This window comes from Pseudomonas sp. IT-P294, from assembly GCF_949767865.1.
GTDB lineage: Bacteria > Pseudomonadota > Gammaproteobacteria > Pseudomonadales > Pseudomonadaceae > Aquipseudomonas.
Map to the genome: position 1 here is coordinate 172,542 of NZ_CATKQW010000055.1, position 17,417 is coordinate 189,958.

General features: G+C 59.1%; 16 protein-coding genes. 7 read left to right on the forward strand and 9 right to left on the reverse strand.

All coding sequences use genetic code 11. The annotated features are described in order from the left end of the window. Positions 1–3 precede the first annotated feature (3 nt). Positions 4–1,080 carry an S-methyl-5-thioribose-1-phosphate isomerase gene (gene mtnA / locus ACM6I0_RS25205; protein ID WP_285430500.1) on the reverse strand — a complete coding sequence of 359 codons (1,077 nt, stop codon included), beginning with the start codon at positions 1,078–1,080 and terminating at the stop codon, positions 4–6. A gap of 108 nt (positions 1,081–1,188) precedes the next feature. On the opposite strand from mtnA, the gene ACM6I0_RS25210 reads away from it, so the two are divergent. From ACM6I0_RS25210 to ACM6I0_RS25230, 5 genes are all read left to right on the forward strand, one after another. Then, positions 1,189–2,520: a TRZ/ATZ family hydrolase gene (locus ACM6I0_RS25210; protein WP_285430499.1), complete on the forward strand. Its 1,332-nt coding sequence runs from the start codon at positions 1,189–1,191 to the stop codon at positions 2,518–2,520. 60 nt (positions 2,521–2,580) lie between these two features. Beyond that, entirely contained in the window at positions 2,581–3,279 is a 699-nt protein-coding gene (gene ubiG / locus ACM6I0_RS25215; RefSeq protein WP_046042598.1) for a bifunctional 2-polyprenyl-6-hydroxyphenol methylase/3-demethylubiquinol 3-O-methyltransferase UbiG, read from the forward strand. Positions 3,280–3,283: 4 nt separating this feature from the next. After that, positions 3,284–3,955 (forward strand): N-acetylmuramic acid 6-phosphate phosphatase MupP, encoded by a 672-nt coding sequence (gene mupP, locus ACM6I0_RS25220; protein WP_285430498.1) that lies wholly within the window; start codon positions 3,284–3,286, stop codon positions 3,953–3,955. Positions 3,956–4,028: 73 nt separating this feature from the next. After that, positions 4,029–4,769, forward strand: coding sequence for a YciK family oxidoreductase (locus tag ACM6I0_RS25225; RefSeq protein WP_222587938.1), 741 nt, complete (start codon positions 4,029–4,031; stop codon positions 4,767–4,769). A 373-nt stretch (positions 4,770–5,142) separates the two neighbouring features. After that, entirely contained in the window at positions 5,143–6,069 is a 927-nt protein-coding gene (locus tag ACM6I0_RS25230; RefSeq protein ID WP_285430497.1) for a GGDEF domain-containing protein, read from the forward strand. A gap of 140 nt (positions 6,070–6,209) precedes the next feature. Here ACM6I0_RS25230 and ACM6I0_RS25235 read toward each other — a convergent pair whose 3' ends face one another. The 7 genes from ACM6I0_RS25235 to ACM6I0_RS25265 all read right to left on the reverse strand — a co-directional run bounded on the left by ACM6I0_RS25235 (position 6,210) and on the right by ACM6I0_RS25265 (position 14,259). Next, entirely contained in the window at positions 6,210–6,971 is a 762-nt protein-coding gene (locus ACM6I0_RS25235) for a TenA family transcriptional regulator (protein ID WP_405046048.1), read from the reverse strand. A 78-nt stretch (positions 6,972–7,049) separates the two neighbouring features. Further along, positions 7,050–9,509: an EAL domain-containing protein gene (locus ACM6I0_RS25240; RefSeq protein ID WP_285430496.1), complete on the reverse strand. Its 2,460-nt coding sequence runs from the start codon at positions 9,507–9,509 to the stop codon at positions 7,050–7,052. Between the two features lie 417 nt (positions 9,510–9,926). Continuing rightward, the gene (locus ACM6I0_RS25245) at positions 9,927–11,744 is read right to left on the reverse strand and encodes an ABC transporter ATP-binding protein (RefSeq protein WP_285430495.1); all 1,818 of its coding nucleotides are present in this window, start codon (positions 11,742–11,744) and stop codon (positions 9,927–9,929) included. Next, positions 11,737–12,339 (reverse strand): DsbA family protein, encoded by a 603-nt coding sequence (locus ACM6I0_RS25250; RefSeq protein WP_285430664.1) that lies wholly within the window; start codon positions 12,337–12,339, stop codon positions 11,737–11,739. The genes ACM6I0_RS25245 and ACM6I0_RS25250 overlap by 8 nt, the downstream gene beginning before the upstream one ends. Before the next feature lie 39 nt (positions 12,340–12,378). Further along, positions 12,379–13,320 (reverse strand): rhodanese-related sulfurtransferase, encoded by a 942-nt coding sequence (locus ACM6I0_RS25255; protein WP_285430494.1) that lies wholly within the window; start codon positions 13,318–13,320, stop codon positions 12,379–12,381. A 102-nt stretch (positions 13,321–13,422) separates the two neighbouring features. After that, positions 13,423–13,722 carry a BolA family protein gene (locus ACM6I0_RS25260; RefSeq protein WP_052964137.1) on the reverse strand — a complete coding sequence of 100 codons (300 nt, stop codon included), beginning with the start codon at positions 13,720–13,722 and terminating at the stop codon, positions 13,423–13,425. A 12-nt stretch (positions 13,723–13,734) separates the two neighbouring features. Continuing rightward, entirely contained in the window at positions 13,735–14,259 is a 525-nt protein-coding gene (locus ACM6I0_RS25265) for a DUF2059 domain-containing protein (protein WP_033055281.1), read from the reverse strand. Positions 14,260–14,450: 191 nt separating this feature from the next. On the opposite strand from ACM6I0_RS25265, the gene ACM6I0_RS25270 reads away from it, so the two are divergent. Continuing rightward, positions 14,451–15,845 carry a class II fumarate hydratase gene (locus ACM6I0_RS25270; RefSeq protein WP_285430493.1) on the forward strand — a complete coding sequence of 465 codons (1,395 nt, stop codon included), beginning with the start codon at positions 14,451–14,453 and terminating at the stop codon, positions 15,843–15,845. A 143-nt stretch (positions 15,846–15,988) separates the two neighbouring features. On the opposite strand, the gene ACM6I0_RS25275 is transcribed toward ACM6I0_RS25270, so the two are convergent. Next, positions 15,989–16,948 carry a DMT family transporter gene (locus ACM6I0_RS25275; protein ID WP_285430491.1) on the reverse strand — a complete coding sequence of 320 codons (960 nt, stop codon included), beginning with the start codon at positions 16,946–16,948 and terminating at the stop codon, positions 15,989–15,991. Between the two features lie 212 nt (positions 16,949–17,160). On the opposite strand from ACM6I0_RS25275, the gene ACM6I0_RS25280 reads away from it, so the two are divergent. Continuing rightward, entirely contained in the window at positions 17,161–17,355 is a 195-nt protein-coding gene (locus ACM6I0_RS25280) for a DUF6316 family protein (RefSeq protein WP_285430490.1), read from the forward strand. Positions 17,356–17,417 lie beyond the last annotated feature (62 nt).

Below are 17,417 nucleotides of genomic sequence, written 5' to 3' on the forward strand. Positions count from 1 at the left end.
TCTTCAATGCAAGCGCTTGCGGCACATCAACTGGGCCAGTTTTGCCGTATCGGGACGCTCGACGATGCCTTTTTCGGTGACGATCGCATCGATCAGGTCCGCAGGCGTTACATCGAACACCGGATTGAAGGCATCGACATCCGCCCCGACCCGGTTGCCGCCGACTTCCAGCAACTCGCGACCATCGCGCTCTTCAATAGGAATTTCGTCGCCGCTGGCGAGGTTCATGTCGATGGTCGAACTTGGCGCCACCACCATGAAGCGCACGCCGTGGTGCATGGCGCTCACCGCCAGTTGATAGGTACCGATCTTGTTCGCCACGTCGCCATTGGCGGTGATCCGGTCGGCGCCGACGATCACCCAGGTCACACCTTTGGTTTTCATGATGTGCGCGGCGGCGGAGTCGGCGTTGACGGTCACGGGAATGCCTTCATTGGCCAGCTCCCAGGCAGTCAACCGTGAACCTTGCAGCCAGGGACGGGTTTCGTCGGCATAGACGCGCTCGACCATGCCTTCGATAAAGGCCCCGCGAATGACTCCCAACGCCGTGCCAAAGCCGCCGGTGGCCAGTGCGCCAGTGTTGCAGTGGGTCAGGATCGCCTGCGCATTGCCCTGGTGTTTGCGGATCAGGTCCACCCCCAGCTGCGCCATGGTCAGGTTGGCTTCGCGATCACTTTCGTGGATGGCGATGGCTTCCGCTTCAAGCACCGCCAGCGGATCGGCGTGATGCTTCAAGCGCTCAAGCCGTTCACGCATACGCCCCAAGGCCCAGAACAGGTTGACCGCCGTTGGGCGGGCGTCGGCGAGCAGCGCGAAATCCTCTTCCAGCGCCGCCTGCCAGTCGCCTCCCTTGGCAAATCGGGTGCGCGCCGCCAGTACCACGCCATAGGCCGCACTGATACCGATAGCCGGCGCACCACGAACCACCATCGAGCGGATCGCCTCGGCGACCCCTGCTGCACTGGTGTAGGCGATCCACGTTTCTTCGAACGGCAAAACACGCTGATCCAGCAGGTACAGGGCGCCATCACGCCAATCGATGGCCTTCACCTTCTCCGCAGCCAACAGTCGATCGCGCATCCTACACCCCGCACTCATGAACAAAAGCCGCCGATTATAGCGATCCCCCCGCGAAGACGCTCGGGTATACTTCGCCATCCTTTACAAAAGCACTGGAACCGACCCTCGATGCCCAACACTGCCGCTGCGCTCGACCTGTTATTGCTGCCGACCTGGCTGGTACCCGTCGAACCCGCCGGCGTTGTCCTCAAAGAGCATGGCCTGGGCATCCGCGACGGGCGCATTGTGTTTATCGGCCCGCGGTCCGCTGCGCTGAAGCTTAACGCAACCGAAGTGCGCGAGCTGCCGGACGTGCTGCTCTGTCCCGGCCTGATCAATGCTCACGGGCATGCGGCGATGACGCTGTTCCGCGGCCTGGCCGACGATCTGCCGTTGATGACCTGGCTGGAAAACTACATTTGGCCCGCTGAAGCCAAATGGGTCGACGAAGCTTTTGTACGCGACGGGACCGACCTTGCGATCGCCGAACAGATAAAAGGTGGCATCACTTGTTTCTCTGACATGTATTTCTTCCCGAAGGTTGCCAGCGAGCGCGTCCACAACAGCGGAATTCGGGCACAAATCGCAATTCCGATCCTAGACTTCCCCATCCCGGGCGCCAGCACGGCCGACGAAGCCATTCGTCAGGGCGTCGAACTGTTCGGCGATCTCAAGCACCATGAGCGCATCAAAGTGACCTTCGGCCCCCATGCCCCGTACACCGTGGGCGATGAAAACCTGGAGAAAATCCGGGTGATTGCCGAAGAACTGGACGCCTCCATTCATATGCACGTCCATGAAACCGCCTTCGAGGTTCAGCAATCGGTCGAACAGCGCGGTGAGCGCCCATTGGCTCGCCTCGGTCGCCTGGGCCTGCTCGGACCTCGCTTCCAGGCCGTGCACATGACCCAGATCAGCGATGAAGACCTGGTGTTGCTGGTAGAAAGCAACACCAATGTCATTCATTGCCCGGAATCCAACCTCAAGCTCGCGAGCGGCTTTTGTCCGGTCGAGCGCCTGTGGCAAGCGGGCGTCAATGTCGCGGTCGGCACCGATGGTGCAGCCAGTAACAACGACCTCGACCTGCTTGGCGAGACGCGCACCGCCGCATTGCTGGCCAAGGCTGTCGCCGGCTCGGCCACCGCGCTGGACGCCCACCGCGCGTTGCGCATGGCCACCCTCAACGGTGCCCGTGCGCTGGGAATCGAGAATGAGGTCGGCTCGCTGGAAATCGGCAAGGCAGCGGATATCGTGGCATTCGATCTGTCAGGTCTGGCACAGCAACCTGTCTACGATCCGGTTTCACAACTGATTTACGCCACCGGCCGGGACTGCGTGAAGCACCTGTGGGTCGCCGGCAAGCAACTGCTCGATGACCGCTGCCTGACCCGCCTGGACGAAGAACAACTTTGCGCCACGGCCAAGGCCTGGGGCCAGCGCATCAGCGGCCGCACCGAATAGCAAGCACTCCGGACTCACCCCCGGGGCAACAGGATTTTTCAAGTTTTAGAGGACTGAACCATGAGCAACGTCGACTACGCTGAAATCGCCAAATTCGAAGCCCTGGCGCATCGCTGGTGGGACCGCGAAAGCGAGTTCAAACCGCTGCACGACATTAACCCGCTGCGGGTCAACTGGATTGACGAACGGGTTAATCTGGCCGGCAAGAAAGTCCTCGACGTCGGTTGCGGCGGCGGCATCCTCAGCGAAGCCATGGCCCAGCGCGGCGCCACCGTCATGGGCATCGACATGGGCGAGGCGCCACTGGCAGTCGCGCAACTGCATCAACTGGAATCGGGCGTGAGCGTCGAATACCGGCAGATCACTGCCGAAGCACTGGCAGAAGAAATGCCCGAGCAGTTTGATGTGGTCACTTGCCTGGAAATGCTTGAACACGTGCCGGACCCGTCCTCGGTGATCCGCGCTTGCTTCCGCATGGTCAAGCCCGGCGGCCAGGTGTTTTTCTCCACCATCAACCGCAACCCGAAGGCGTACCTGTTCGCCATCGTCGGCGCCGAATACATCATGAAGCTGCTGCCGCGCGGCACTCACGATTTCAAGAAATTCATCCGCCCTTCCGAACTGGGCGCCTGGAGCCGCATGGCCGGCCTGACCGTCAAGGACATCATCGGGCTGACGTACAACCCGCTGACCAAGCACTACAAACTGGCGGCCGACGTGGACGTCAATTACATGATCCAGACCCTGCGCGAGGAGTAAGCCGATGCGTATCAGAGCAGTCCTTTTCGACATGGACGGCACCCTGCTCGACACCGCGCCGGACTTCATTGCCATTTGTCAGGCGATGCGCGCCGATCGCGGTTTGCCGCTGATGAACGACAAGCACATTCGCGACGAGATTTCCGGCGGCGCCAAGGCGATGGTCGCGGTGACCTTCTCCATGGACCCTGAATCGCCCGGCTTCGAGGAGCTTCGCCTGGAGTTCCTGGAGCGCTACCTGGTCGGCTGCGCGGTGCACAGCAAGCTGTTCGACGGCATGGACGCTCTGCTGGCCGACATCGAGAAGGCCAATCTGATCTGGGGCGTGGTGACCAACAAGCCACTGCGCTTCGCCGAGCCGATCATGCAGCAACTCGGGCTGGCCGAACGCTCTGCCTTGTTGATCTGCCCGGATCACGTAAAGAACAGCAAACCAGACCCGGAACCGCTGATCCTGGCGTGCAAGATGCTCGACCTGGACCCGGCCAGCGTGCTGTTCGTGGGCGACGATTTGCGCGATATCGAGTCGGGGCGTGATGCTGGCACCAAAACGGCGGCCGTGACCTACGGCTACATTCACCCAGAGGACAACCCTCGGCATTGGGGGGCGGATGTGGTGGTGGATCATCCTCTGGAGCTGCGCAAGGTGCTCGATAGCGCCCTGTGTGGCTGCTGAGAGCCGGTTTCAGGTTCTGGCAATGTGGCGAAGAGACTGACGCCATCTGTCTTTTGTTTTGTTGAGGTTTCTTATGTTTGATTATTCCGCACGTCCTGAACTGCTCAAGGACCGGGTCATCCTGGTCACCGGCGCGGGCCGCGGCATCGGCGCGGCAGCGGCGAAAACCTATGCCGCCCATGGCGCCACCGTACTGCTGCTGGGCAAGACCGAAGCCAATCTGACGCAGGTCTATGACGACATCGAGGCCGCTGGGCACCCTCAGCCGGTCGTGATCCCGTTCAACCTGGAAACCGCCCTGCCCCATCAATACGATGAGCTGGCCGCGATGATCGAAACAGAGTTCGGCCACCTTGACGGCTTGCTGCATAACGCCTCGATCATTGGTCCGCGCACGCCGATCGAGCAGCTGTCCGGCGAGAACTTCATGCGCGTCATGCACATCAACGTCAACGCCATGTTCATGCTCACCAGCACCCTGCTGCCCCTGCTCAAGTTGTCCCAGGATGCGTCGGTGGTGTTCACCTCCAGCAGCGTGGGCCGCAAGGGTCGCGCTTACTGGGGCGCTTATGGCGTGTCCAAGTTTGCAACCGAAGGCTTGATGCAAACCCTGGCTGACGAAGTCGACACCGTCGCCCCGGTTCGCTCCAACAGCATCAACCCCGGCGCCACCCGCACCAGCATGCGTGCCCAAGCGTATCCGGGTGAAAATCCGCTGAATAACCCTACGCCGGAAGAAATCATGCCGGTGTACCTGTACCTGATGGGTCCGGACAGCACGGGCATCAATGGCCAGGCTTTCAACGCCCAGTAACAGCCGCACGTCGCTTTTTGTGCCGCGTCGAAATCTCGGCGCGGCACCGAAAGCACGCCTCAATTACACCCACTTCTGTCAATTCGACGTCACTTATTGTGCAAATTACTTCCGCCCACCACCCAACAGATTGATTTAAAAGGATTTTTATCCGAAGGAACTCATTGGCATGACTTTCGCTCTAACTTTGCTCAGACACGCCGTGTGAAAGCAATCGGGCGGACGCCTCAGTCGATAGGTTACTAATATTCGACAAAGCGGACTAAACTTGCGCCAAATGTCCTACGGGACTGATGGACCAGTATGACGCGCAGCCCAAAGCCGCTCTCACCCAGCCTGTAAGACAGCCTTACTGCTTAGGGGCTCACGCCATATGAAATCACCATCCCAGACCAACGCAATTGACTTCGATAACGCCAAATTGCAACGCCTGGGCTTTGGTCAAAAGCCTCCCGTTCTGGAGCGGCCATTCAGCCTCGCACAATTGCGCCAGCAACTTGGCCAGCAGCTGCAGACCAGCCTTGAGCCACAACGCATTCTCGGACTTTTCTTCCGCGAGATTCAGCGTGTCGTGCCACTGGATGCACTGACTTATAGGCACTCCGCCAGCGACTTGCGCCTGGAGCTCGGCCAGCGCGGCCATCATTCGGTCACCTATAGCCTCGTTCATGAAGATGAGAACCTGGGTGAACTGATTTTCCGCCGCAACCAGCGATTCAGCGAATACGAACAGGCCTCGCTGGAATCGTTGCTGCCCACTTTGCTGTTCCCGATCCGCAACGCCCTGCTCTACCGGGCCGCGACTCAAAGCGCATTGCGCGATCCGCTGACCGGTACAGGCAATCGCATCGCCATGGATCAGACGTTGCAGCGTGAAATCGAGATGTCGCGAAGGCACTTGATGCCGTTGTCGCTACTGATGCTGGATATCGATCATTTCAAAAATGTAAATGACAACTACGGACACAGCGCAGGCGATGACGTACTCAAGGCTGTCGCAGCCTCGATCAAGAATCAGTTGCGCAATGTGGACATGGTGTTTCGCTTTGGGGGCGAAGAATTCCTGATCCTGCTTTCCAATACCAATCGGGAAGCAGCGGCCATGGTCGGAGAACGGCTGCGGTTTGCGGCGCAGGCAGAGAACTATAAAGCTGACGGCAATCTGGTTGAGCTGACGGTCAGCCTGGGATGCTCGACCCTGCTGCCAGGAGAGTCTGCCGAAAGTTTATTGCGACGGGCCGACAGCGCGCTGTACGTCGCCAAGCGCGAAGGGCGTAACCGGTTGCAGATGGCGGGCTGAGAACATCAGCACCACTATAAAAACAATGTGGGAGCGAACCTGCTCGTAATTGCGGTTTATCTTTCAACGATGAAGTTGACTGATAATCCGCAATCGCGAGCAGGTTCGCTCCCACATTTTTTGTGTGTTTTGCCTATGGATCAGCTTTCGGCGAGCGCCATCCGCTCACGAGCCACGGGAGCCTTTTCAGAATGCTCCAGCTGCATGCACCGCTCCAGAAACAGGTGCATGTAGTCATAACTCTTGCAGACAGCCTGACGCAATTCTACTTGCAGCGATTTGCTCGGGTTCATGCCGGCCAGCGTGCAGATGATTTCCAGCGCTTCCCATGGATGAGCATCGTCGTACTGGGCGTGCATCTTCAACCACTTCATGGCCCGCTTGCGATCCTCCTCAGGGAAGGCAGCCGCATACACGCCGCTGGAACAGACCAGCGCCGACCACTCCCCGGTGGCGCCTTCGATCGCATAGTTGGTGGCGGCGATGGCGACGATCAGTGAATCCGCAGAACTGGTGTGCCAGCACCAGTGGCTCAATGCGTGAAGTTCAGGGGCAACGTGTTGCGCCTGCAGATCTTCCAGGCTGACGCCATGCGCCCGACTCCAGTTCACCCAGTAGTCGGCATGGTTCAATTCGACACGAATGTTGCGCATCAGCCAACGACGCGCCATGTCCTCACCGGGGTGGCGGGCAAAGCGGGTCTTGGTCAGATTCTGTGCCATGTATAACGCGAACTGTTCAACCACCGGCCAGCCACCAATGAGGTACTGACGCATGGTTTTTGCGCTGAGTTTGTTATCTCGCATGCGCTGATACAGTTCGTGCTCGACAACCCGGCGTTTACTCTCGCTGCAATCCTTGATGAGCTGTTGCGCCCAGGCTGGATAACTTGCAGCTTCCATGAGTGGTCCGGTTCGGTTGAATGTGTCGATCACTGTCGGGCTCCTTTTGATTGTGATTGTTAGGATCAGCTAGAGATTTCAACGGAACGTACCAGGCGCCTTGAATAGCAAAGGTTGAGGCCTGGCGGGACGACTTTGCAAACTATCGCAGGTAAACAGATGCGGGCGTTCAATGACATACCCTTGAGCGAAATCGACCCCGATCTCCAGCAGTGCCTGCTCGATCTGGGGCGTCTCTACAAACTCGGCAATCGTGCGCTTACCCATGACATGGCCGATGTGATTGATCACTTCTACCATGGCGCGGTTAATCGGGTCGTCCAGCATATCCTTTACGAAACTTCCATCGATCTTCAAGAAGTCTACAGGTAAATGTTTCAAGTATGCGAATGAGGACATCCCGGCGCAGAAGTCATCCAACGAAAAATGGCAGCCTAAACCTTTGAGTTCGTTGATAAATCTGATGGCGCTTCCCAAATTTGAAATTGCACTGGTTTCTGTAATTTCAAAACAAATCATTTCAGGAGGAATCGACCACACAACAAACTGTTCACGCAGGAAGTCCAGGAACGCCTCATCTCCGATAGTAGTGCCTGACAGATTGATCGCACACATGGCCAAAGGACCTTTACGTTCTTCTGCAATACATTGGGCAATGATCTTGAAAACGTTCTCCACCACCCAACGGTCCAGCGCAGTCATCAGCCCATAACGCTCTGCCGCCGGAATGAAACTGTCGGGCAATATCATGCGACCGGATTCGTCATGCAGACGCAGCAGGATTTCTATATGGCCGCCGCCCTGTTGAGTGTGTCCAAGCGGCGCGATTTCCTGGGAGTAGAGGCAAAAGCGGTCTTCTTCGAGCGCCATGTGCAGGCGCTGCACCCACGCCATTTCACCGAATCGCAGGGACAACTCCGAATCATCGGCATGATAGACCTGAACACGATTACGCCCCTTTTCCTTGGCCATGTAACAAGCCATATCCGCGGCGCGCAACGAGGCTTCAAGGGTCGTCGGCGTTTGCGCGACATGAACCAGCCCGATGCTGACCGTTGTCACGAATGGCCGGCCTTTCCAGACAAAGTGCAGATTCTGGACGGTCTGACGCAGGTTCTCGGCAATTTTCTCGGCCGCTTCCGGCGGGCAGTTTTCCAGCAAAATACCGAACTCGTCTCCGCCCAGCCGTGCCAGGGTGTCGCCTTCGCGCAAGCCCGATTGCAACAGCGCGCAGATATGCCGTAACAGTTCATCGCCCGCTGCGTGACCGCAGGTATCGTTGACCAGTTTGAATTGATCCAGATCGAGAAACATCAGGGCGTGACGACCCGAGTGCCGCGTCAGGTTGTGCATGACCTGCTCCAGGCGATACTCGAACTCCCGGCGGTTGGCCAGCCCGGTCAAGGCGTCATGGGTCGCCTGCCAGGACAGATTGGCGATGTACTGGCGCTCCTGGGTCATGTCATGCAACACCAGCACCGTGCCACTGACCTTGCCGGCATTACGGATCGGCGCGCCGACCAGGGTGACAGAAACAGTGCTGCCATCCAGACGCTGGATCAGTTTGGAATGTTCGCTGCCACCGCTGAGCTGACCGCTCAGGATGTGTTCAATCAGCGTGAAACCATCGGCCTGAGCGTTTTCATCCAGCAAATTGAACAAGGCTGCAAGCGGCAAGCCAATGGCTTGCTCGCCTTTCCAGTGGGTCAGTGCCTCGGCCGCCGGGTTCATGTAGGCGATCGCCCCCTCGACATCCGTGGTAATTACCCCGTCGCCAATGGATTGCAACGTTATCTGCGCCCGGTCTTTCTCCAACTGCAAGGCCTCGGCGAAAGCATGGCGCTGTTTGAGCAGTTTGTGCGTGCGCATCAGGGCCAATGCAATCAAGCCCAGGGCCGTGGCGAGGTTCGTCACCAGCAGCAGGCGCAAAATCAGGCGCGAGCCCTCGCCCAAGGCATCACTGAACGCTTTGGCGGCAGGCGTCACATCGTCGTTGATCGCAAAAATTTGCGCCTTCCAGCGCTTGATGTCGGCATCCGACGCCTGACCTTCGGTAATACGCTGATGCATCTCCTGGGCGACGTCATCGAGCTGCACCAGATAGGAATCCCCCACCGTCCAACGATCGATGGCCTTTTCCAGGTAACTGAAATGTCTGAAATTGAGGTACAGCCAGATCACGCTGGAGACGTCGTCAGGGTGGTTGCCGCCTTTGAGAATGGCTACGCGCGCGGCTTCGATATTCGGCGGCTGCTGGTCCAGCGCCAAACGCAACTCGTGGCCTCCCTGAGGTACGGCAATGGCGTTCTGGTACTTGAGAAAAATCGCCCCGTCACGGCTGTCCGCGTAGAGATTAAGGTAATAGATGGCATCCTTCTGGCCCTTGGACCAGAGGCTTTCCCCGGCGACATAGCCGCGAACCGCCGAAAGCACATACAGACTGACCCCACCCAATAGCGCCTGAAACAGCACTACCGCGATAAATGGCCAGACGATGCCCAACAACCTTGGCGTTCCGAGAGTCCGCTTTTGCTTCATGAGGTCCCTTGTTTTAGCACTGCCAGATCATCATTCCACGTGATCGCTAAAGCTAGACTAGGGTGCGTAATCGATCCCGGCAAGCCAGCGCCCATATTTTGCGCATACACGCGCCTCCGGCCGATCAGCGCTTTGCCGTCGAGCCGTGGACCTGTACCGCGTTTTTTATTCATTCGGGCTGAAGCGGGGTCTCCCCTCCATCGGCCACATACTAGCGCATCTGCAGGCGCCGAATCCGACAACCTGGAACAACTTACGAACAGACAATTCGCTTCTATGAAACATCAACGCGTGCTTCGCGACGACGAACAGACTGACAGCAATACCGTGCAAAATCAGCTAATTGGCAGACCGGAAAACAACCTTCACAGTTCCAAAAACCGACGCACAATGATACTGAAGTGCGACACGCGTCACTCAATGTTGCTGCAAATGCCCATACAGCTTGGCGTACAAACCACCTTCGGCAATCAGTTGCTGATGGTCGCCATCCTCGGCAATTTGTCCGCCGTCGAACACCAGCACCCGATCGGCCTGCTTCACCGCCGACAACCGATGCGCGATGATCAGCGTGGTGCGGTGGCTCAGGAACCGCGCCAACGCCTGGTGCAGATTGTATTCAGTGGCCGCGTCGAGCGCCGAGGTGGCCTCATCGAGAATCACGACCTTGGGTTCGGCCAGCACCATCCGTGCAATGGCCAGTCGTTGACGCTGGCCTCCGGACAGACGCACTCCGGAACGTCCGACGATACTGTCCAGACCATCGGGCAACGCTCGAACGGTCTGGTGCAACTGCGCAATTTCCAGCGCTTGCCAGCAGGCCTCGTCGCTGCGCAGACGGCCCATCGTCAGGTTGGCACGGATGGTGTCGTTGAATAGCGCAGGGTGCTGCAAGACCACGGCAACGTTTTCCCGCACGACTTCCAGACCGATCTCCTGTTGAGTCGAACCGCCGAAGCGAATGCTCCCTGCAAGCGGCGTGTACAAGCCCAGCAGCAATTGCACCAGGGTGCTCTTGCCGCCGCCACTGGCACCGACGATGGCGACTTTTTCACCGGGTGCGATGGACAGGTCCATCTTGTTCAATACCAGCTCGTCGCTATAGCCAAAGCTCAGCCCCCGGACTTCAATGCCCACGGTGTCACGCCCCTGGAACGGATCTACCCCACCGGGGTATTGCGGCTCATCGGCACGGGCCAGCAGTTCGTTGATGCGCGACAGCGCACCACCAGCGGCGTAATAGGCGTACTGCAAATTGAGCAGTTGCTCCACCGGACCGATCATGAACCACAGGTAGCTGAACACCGCCAGCATCTGGCCGATGGACAGGTCGGAAAACAGCACCGTGAGCATCGCTGCCGCGCGGAAAATATCGATGCCGAACTGGAACAGCAAACCGCTGGCACGGTTGGAGGCATCGGTTTTCCACTGCGAGTTCACCGCGTAATCGCGCACCTCCCGGGCGCGCTGTCCCAGACGCCCGAGGAAAAAACCCTGACGGTTGCCGGCGCGCACTTCCTGTATGGCATCAAGCGTTTCGGTCAACGCCTGGGTGAAGCGCGAAGTGCTGTCGTTCTCGAGTTTTTTCAGGTGTTTGACCCGCTTGCCCAACTGCACCGTCGCGTAAATCACCAACGGGTTGAACAGCAAGATCAGCAGCGCCAGCTTCCAGTGCATCCACATCAGGATCGATGCGGTGCCCACCAGCGTCAGCATCGCGACGAGAAAACGGCTGAGGGTTTCGCCGACGAATTTATCCAGCGTGTCCAGGTCGGTGACCAGGTGCGTGGTCACCGTGCCGCTGCCCAGGCTTTCGTATTCGCCCAGGGAAATGCACTTGAGCCGCTCGATCAGCCGCACGCGAATGCGATAGACGATGTCCTTGGCCAACGCCGCAAACAACTTCGCCTGCACCACGTTGAACAACAAGGCGCCACAGCGCAGCAACAAGGTCACCAGCAGCATCAGGCCGATGTAGCCTGCTGCTTTTTGCCAGCCTTGGGGCAGTGCGTAATTCATGATCTTCAGGGCGGCGTCGCCGTGCCCCAGTAACACTTCATCGACCAGCAATGGCAGAAGCAACGGAATCGGCACGCTGCACAAAGTAGCCAGCACCGCGACGCCATTGGCGATCCACAGGGATTTTTTATGGTGCAGGGCCAATCGACGGATTTCGGCCCAACTCAGCCGATCGACACGCTTGGGAGCGGGCGCGCCATCGGGCAGGTCATGCACAGGCGGCGCGCTCCAGCCAACGGCCAAGCAACGGCGACAACTCACTCAAGGGTTGGTAACCGTTGGTCAGCAGGGCCAGTTGCCCGTCACGTTCAGCCAGCAATGTCGGGAAACCGGCAATGCCCAGGTCCTGGACCCAGGTGAAATCGGCAGCGGTCGCGGCGTGCTGATCGGCACGGTCGAACGCGGCGGCAAATTCGATGCGCGGCAGGCCGGCTTTCTCAGCCAGTTCCACTAGCACGCTGGCGTGGGTGACGTCGCGACCTTCGGCGTAGAACGCGTGCTGAATCAGCCCGAGCAGCTTCCACGCGCAATCCGGCGCCAGGCTGCGCGCGGTCACCAGTGCCCGGCAGGCAGGCTCGGTGTCGTAGACAAACCCGTCTGGCAACGCGCCTTCGACTTTGAACGGCTGGCCGGTGGCCTCGTTGACCGCCTGCCAGTGCTCAAGAATGTAGCGTCGGGTGGTCGGCTCCAGCGCCGAGCCACTGCCGGTGCGTAAACCGCCGACCACCAAATGCACCTCCACGCCTGCCGCGTGCGCCTGCTCGACCAGCGCATTGGCGACTGGCGCAAAGCCCCAGCACCAGGAACACATCGGATCCATCACATAGAGCAGGCGGCGTGCAGACATGGTTCAAGCCTCGGAAGGGGTTTGCTTGTAGTTGTAGCCGATCGGGTGAGGCAAGTTGCGCGCCTTGGCCAGTTCGATCTGCTTCTGCCGATCAATGGCACTGCGGCGGGTCTTCTCGCTCAACGTGTTCCAGCAATGCGGGCAGCTGATGCCGGCCACGTAGTGCTCGGAGGCGCGGTCTTCGACGCTGACCGGCGTACGGCAGGCATGACACTGATCGTAGTCGCCTTCGCTGAGGTCATGACGCACGGTCACGCGGTTGTCGAACACAAAGCAGTCGCCCTGCCATTTGGTTTCTTCCTGCGGAACCTCTTCGAGGTACTTCAGGATGCCGCCCTTGAGATGGTAGACCTCATCGAAGCCCTGGCTGAGCATGTAGCTCGACGCCTTCTCGCAACGAATGCCGCCGGTGCAGAACATCGCGACTTTCTTGTGCACGGCCGGATCGAAATTGGCTTTGATGTAGTCGGGGAATTCACGAAAACTGGTGGTTTTCGGATCGATGGCGCCTTCGAAGGTGCCGATCGAGACCTCGTAATCGTTGCGGGTGTCGATCAACAGCACTTCAGGATCGCTGATCAGCGCATTCCAGTTCTGCGGATCGACGTAGGTGCCGACCTTTTTGTTCGGGTCCACGCCTTCGACGCCGAGGGTGACGATTTCTTTCTTGAGCTTGACCTTGGTGCGGTAGAACGGCTGGTCGTCGCAGTACGACTCTTTGTGGTCGATGTCGTCCATGCGCGGGTCGTTCTTGAGCCAGGCCATCAGCCCGTCGATGCCTTCACGGCTGCCGGACACGGTGCCATTGATGCCTTCATCGGCGATCAGCAGCGTGCCTTTGATGCCGTTGTCGACCATGGCTTGCAGCAATGGCTCGCGCAGGGCGACGTAATCTTCCAGGGTGACGAACTTATACAGTGCCGCCACGACAATCTTTTGTGTCATGGGTGATTCTCCAGGTGGCTACCCTCGCAAAGGGTGAACCGGATACGAAAAAAAACGCGCCGGGTGAGCGGCGCGTTGCGGATTCTAGCAAAAAACCAAAGGTTAATGCTTGCTGCCGCCAGCACAGGTTGGCGAGGCCGGAGCCGCATCGATCTGTGCCCATTCTTCTGGCGTGTAGGTATGCAGCGCCAACGCATGGAACTCGCCCATCAGCTCGCCGAGCGTGCCGTAGACCTTCTGGTGACGCTTGACGCGGTTGAGACCCTCGAACTGCTGGCTGACCACCACGGCCTTGAAATGGGTCTGCAACCCACGGCTGTGCATGTGGCTCTCATCCAGCACTTGCAGGTGCTCGGGCTGTAACAGGCCCAACGTCGATTCGATGCGTTGTTGCATGGTCATACCGAACTCCGCTTATGGCTTTTTCTTGGCAGGAGCAGCGGCGCCTTTAGGCTCCAGCTCGGCCGTCATGTCAGCCAGCAGTTTGTTGACCACAGGCACTGCGCTTTCCAGCTTGGCTTGAGTCATCTGGGCCGATTGCTGAGTCAGCTGCGGCATTTTTTCCAGGACTTTCTTGCCCAGTGGCGACTGGTAGAAAGCAACCAGGTCCTTGAGCTCCGATTCGCTGAAGTTGGTGGTGTAGAGCTTGACCATGTCCGGCTTCAGCTTGTTCCAGCCAATGGCTTGGTCCAGCGCTGCGTTGGCTTTGGCCTGGTAAGTTTCCAACAAGGCTTTTTTCGATTCAGGGGCTTTGGTCTGTTCAAAGCGCTGAGCGAACATTTGCTGCACTTGCATGTACACCGGAGTGCCCAATTTGTCAGCGTGCGCCAGGGTCAGGAAAGCTTCGGCACTGGCGTTATGGCTGGCGGTATCGGCAAAAACAGGGCCGCTGGCGCAAACCAGTGCAACCGCGGTACAGATGGCACGAAGACGAGTCATCGAGTTTCCTTTTCTAGCAGGCGAGGTAAAACCCCAAGGGCGTCCATTCTGCGCCTAAAAAAGTGTGTCGCTCAACCCCAAGCCTTGTCGGGTCTGATTTAGAGGGGTTGAACGGTCAAAATCCAGACTGATGGAACCACGGCCGGCGATCACGGCCTAAACTGCGCTATCGACCTACAGGAGTGTGCAAGATGAGCCGTATCGAAACCGACAGCCTTGGCCAGGTGGAAGTCCCGGATGAAGCCTACTGGGGCGCTCAGACGCAACGCTCGCTGATTAACTTCGCCATCGGCAACGAACGCATGCCGCTGGCTGTGCTGCATGCACTGGCGCTGATCAAGAAAGCCGCGGCGCGGGTCAATGACCGCAACGGTGATCTGCCCGCCGACATCGCCCGGCTGATCGAACAGGCCGCCGACGAAGTGCTCGACGGCAGCCACGACGACCAGTTCCCGCTGGTGGTCTGGCAGACCGGCAGCGGCACCCAGAGCAACATGAACGTCAACGAAGTGATTGCCGGACGTGCCAACGAATTGGCCGGCAACCCACGTGGCGGCAAGTCGCCGGTTCATCCCAACGATCACGTCAATCGCTCCCAGAGCTCAAACGACTGCTTCCCGACGGCCATGCACATCGCCGCGGTTCAGGCGGTCCAGCAGCATTTGCTGCCAGCCATCAGCGAGCTGTCTGGCGGGTTGGCGGAGCTGTCGGCGCGGCACATGAAACTGGTCAAGACCGGCCGGACGCACATGATGGATGCCACGCCGATCACGTTCGGCCAGGAACTCTCGGCATTTATCGCACAACTGGATTACGCCGAACGGGCGATCCGCAGTGCGCTGCCGGCGGTGTGCGAGCTGGCACAGGGCGGCACCGCCGTCGGCACCGGGCTGAACTCGCCGCATGGTTTTGGCGAGGCGATCGCTGCCGAACTGGCCGCCCTCTCCGGCCTGCCGTTCGTCACCGCACCGAATAAATTCGCCGCGCTGGCCGGTCATGAGCCGCTGACCACGTTGTCCGGCGCGCTGAAAACCCTTGCAGTGACCCTGATGAAAATCGCCAACGACCTGCGCCTGCTGGGTTCCGGGCCGCGAGCCGGGTTCGCTGAAGTGAAACTGCCGGCCAACGAACCAGGCAGTTCGATCATGCCGGGCAAGGTCAATCCGACGCAGTGCGAAGCGCTGTCGATGCTTGCTTGTCAGGTCTTGGGCAATGACGTCGCCATCGGTTTTGCGGCGAGTCAGGGCCATCTGCAATTGAACGTGTTCAAACCGGTGATCATCCACAACCTGCTGCAATCGATCCGCCTGCTGGGCGATGGTTGCAGCAACTTCCAGCAGCATTGCATCGCCGGCCTTGAGCCCGATGCGGCGAAAATGGCCGAGCACCTGGAACGTGGATTGATGCTGGTGACGGCGCTGAACCCGCATATCGGTTACGACAAGTCGGCGGAGATTGCCAAGAAGGCATACGCCGAAGGGCTGACGCTGCGGGAAGCGGCGTTGCAGTTGGGGTATCTGACCGATGAACAGTTTGATGCGTGGGTGCGACCGGAGAACATGCTGGAGGCCGGGGCCAAGGGCTGAGTTCTGTAGCGCCTGTAAGTTGATCGTTCCCACGCTCTGCGTGGGAATGCGGCCCGGGACGCTCCGCGTCCCTGCCGAAGCGGACGCGGAGCGTCCATTGAGGCATTCCCACGCAGAGCGTGGGAACGATCAGCTGACACGGTTTAACTTACGGACATCCGAACGCGCCGAGCCCGAAGTCCGGCAATCAACGACGGCCCCAGTGCCACCAGCGCCGAGCCCAGCACCACCAGCACCGCCCCGCCATATCCCAAGCCATTGATCGTCTCGGCATGCACAAAATCCGGCCACAACCACGCCGCCACGGCGACAGCAGCGAACGTCACTAACGGCGTAATCGCCAACGTCGCACTGACCCGCGATGCTTCCCAATGCGCCAGCGCTTCGGCAAATGCGCCATAGGCAATCAGCGTATTCATGCAGCAAGCCAGCAGCAGCCAGCCTTGCAGCGGACTCAGTTGCAGCGCCTCCAGCGGATGCACCCACGGCGTCAGCAAGAGAGCGCAGAACAGGTAAATCACCATCATTACCTGCAGTGAATTCCACACCGTCAGCAATTGCTTCTGCCCCAGCGCGTAAAAGGTCCAGACCGTAGAAGCCAACAACACCAGCAACACACCCGCGGTGTAGTCGCTCAGCGACGTCAGCAACTCGACCAGACGCTGGTTGAAAAACAGCCCGAAGCCGATCAACAGCACCAGCAGGCCTATCCCCTGCCCCACGCTGAACCGTTCCTTGAACACAAACAGACTGGCGACCAGCAACATGATCGGGCCCATCTGCACCACCAGTTGCGCGGTGCCGGGGCTCAGCAGGTTCAGGCCCATCAAGTACAGCACATAGTTACCGACCAGACCGAGCACCGCCATCACCACCAGCCAACCGCCGCGCGGGCCGAGGGCTTTGCGGCTGGGCAGGCGTCTGGTCGCGGCCAGGTAAATGAACAGGCAACCGCCGGACACGATCAGGCGAAACCAGGTCACCGTCACCGGGTCCATCACCAACAGCACTTGCTTGAGTTTGATCGGCAGGATTCCCCACAACAACGCGGTCAGCAAGGCCAGGAAGAGACCGTAAACCCAGCGACCGGATGAAATGTGCATGCGAACCCCGAAAAAGCCAGATGGCAAGAGGCACCATTCTAGGCTCAGACCGGAGTGCGACACAGGCACAGTTACCGCCAGGCCGCGAATGAAACTGTGCAGGTCGCATCAAAAATCTGGCGAGGTGCCGTCGATCAGTTGGACAGGCGCCGCAAGTGGTTCATGCATAAGCTCATTGGGTCCGCCAACAGAAACTCCACCAGGAGACAACCATGTACGGCATGCGCGCCAAGGACCCAGCTCCCGCCACGTATTTTCGCAGTGACCGTTTGTGCCGTGTGAATGGGCAATTGTTTTTCGTCACCCGGGAAAACACCCTGGAGGGACCGTTCGAAAACCGGGAGAAGGCGGTGTGGGAGATCCAGTCTTACATCGAGCGCAAACTGCTTTTAAGTATGAGCCTGTAGACCGAGGCGACTGCATCGCGGGCAAGCTCGCTCCCACATTGGAATGCGATCCACTGTAGGAG

Coding starts and splice junctions, on each gene's coding strand:
- ACM6I0_RS25270 (WP_285430493.1), top strand. CDS start 14,451: ATGAGCCGTATCGAAACCGACAGCCTTGGCCAGGTGGAAGTCCCGGAT.
- ACM6I0_RS25230 (WP_285430497.1), top strand. CDS start 5,143: ATGAAATCACCATCCCAGACCAACGCAATTGACTTCGATAACGCCAAA.
- ACM6I0_RS25210 (WP_285430499.1), top strand. CDS start 1,189: ATGCCCAACACTGCCGCTGCGCTCGACCTGTTATTGCTGCCGACCTGG.
- ACM6I0_RS25240 (WP_285430496.1), bottom strand. CDS start 9,509: ATGAAGCAAAAGCGGACTCTCGGAACGCCAAGGTTGTTGGGCATCGTC.
- ACM6I0_RS25255 (WP_285430494.1), bottom strand. CDS start 13,320: ATGACACAAAAGATTGTCGTGGCGGCACTGTATAAGTTCGTCACCCTG.
- ACM6I0_RS25235 (WP_405046048.1), bottom strand. CDS start 6,971: ATGGAAGCTGCAAGTTATCCAGCCTGGGCGCAACAGCTCATCAAGGAT.
- mupP (WP_285430498.1), top strand. CDS start 3,284: ATGCGTATCAGAGCAGTCCTTTTCGACATGGACGGCACCCTGCTCGAC.
- ACM6I0_RS25250 (WP_285430664.1), bottom strand. CDS start 12,339: ATGTGTTCCTGGTGCTGGGGCTTTGCGCCAGTCGCCAATGCGCTGGTC.
- ACM6I0_RS25225 (WP_222587938.1), top strand. CDS start 4,029: ATGTTTGATTATTCCGCACGTCCTGAACTGCTCAAGGACCGGGTCATC.
- ACM6I0_RS25260 (WP_052964137.1), bottom strand. CDS start 13,722: ATGACCATGCAACAACGCATCGAATCGACGTTGGGCCTGTTACAGCCC.
- ubiG (WP_046042598.1), top strand. CDS start 2,581: ATGAGCAACGTCGACTACGCTGAAATCGCCAAATTCGAAGCCCTGGCG.
- ACM6I0_RS25280 (WP_285430490.1), top strand. CDS start 17,161: ATGTACGGCATGCGCGCCAAGGACCCAGCTCCCGCCACGTATTTTCGC.
- ACM6I0_RS25265 (WP_033055281.1), bottom strand. CDS start 14,259: ATGACTCGTCTTCGTGCCATCTGTACCGCGGTTGCACTGGTTTGCGCC.
- mtnA (WP_285430500.1), bottom strand. CDS start 1,080: ATGCGCGATCGACTGTTGGCTGCGGAGAAGGTGAAGGCCATCGATTGG.
- ACM6I0_RS25275 (WP_285430491.1), bottom strand. CDS start 16,948: ATGCACATTTCATCCGGTCGCTGGGTTTACGGTCTCTTCCTGGCCTTG.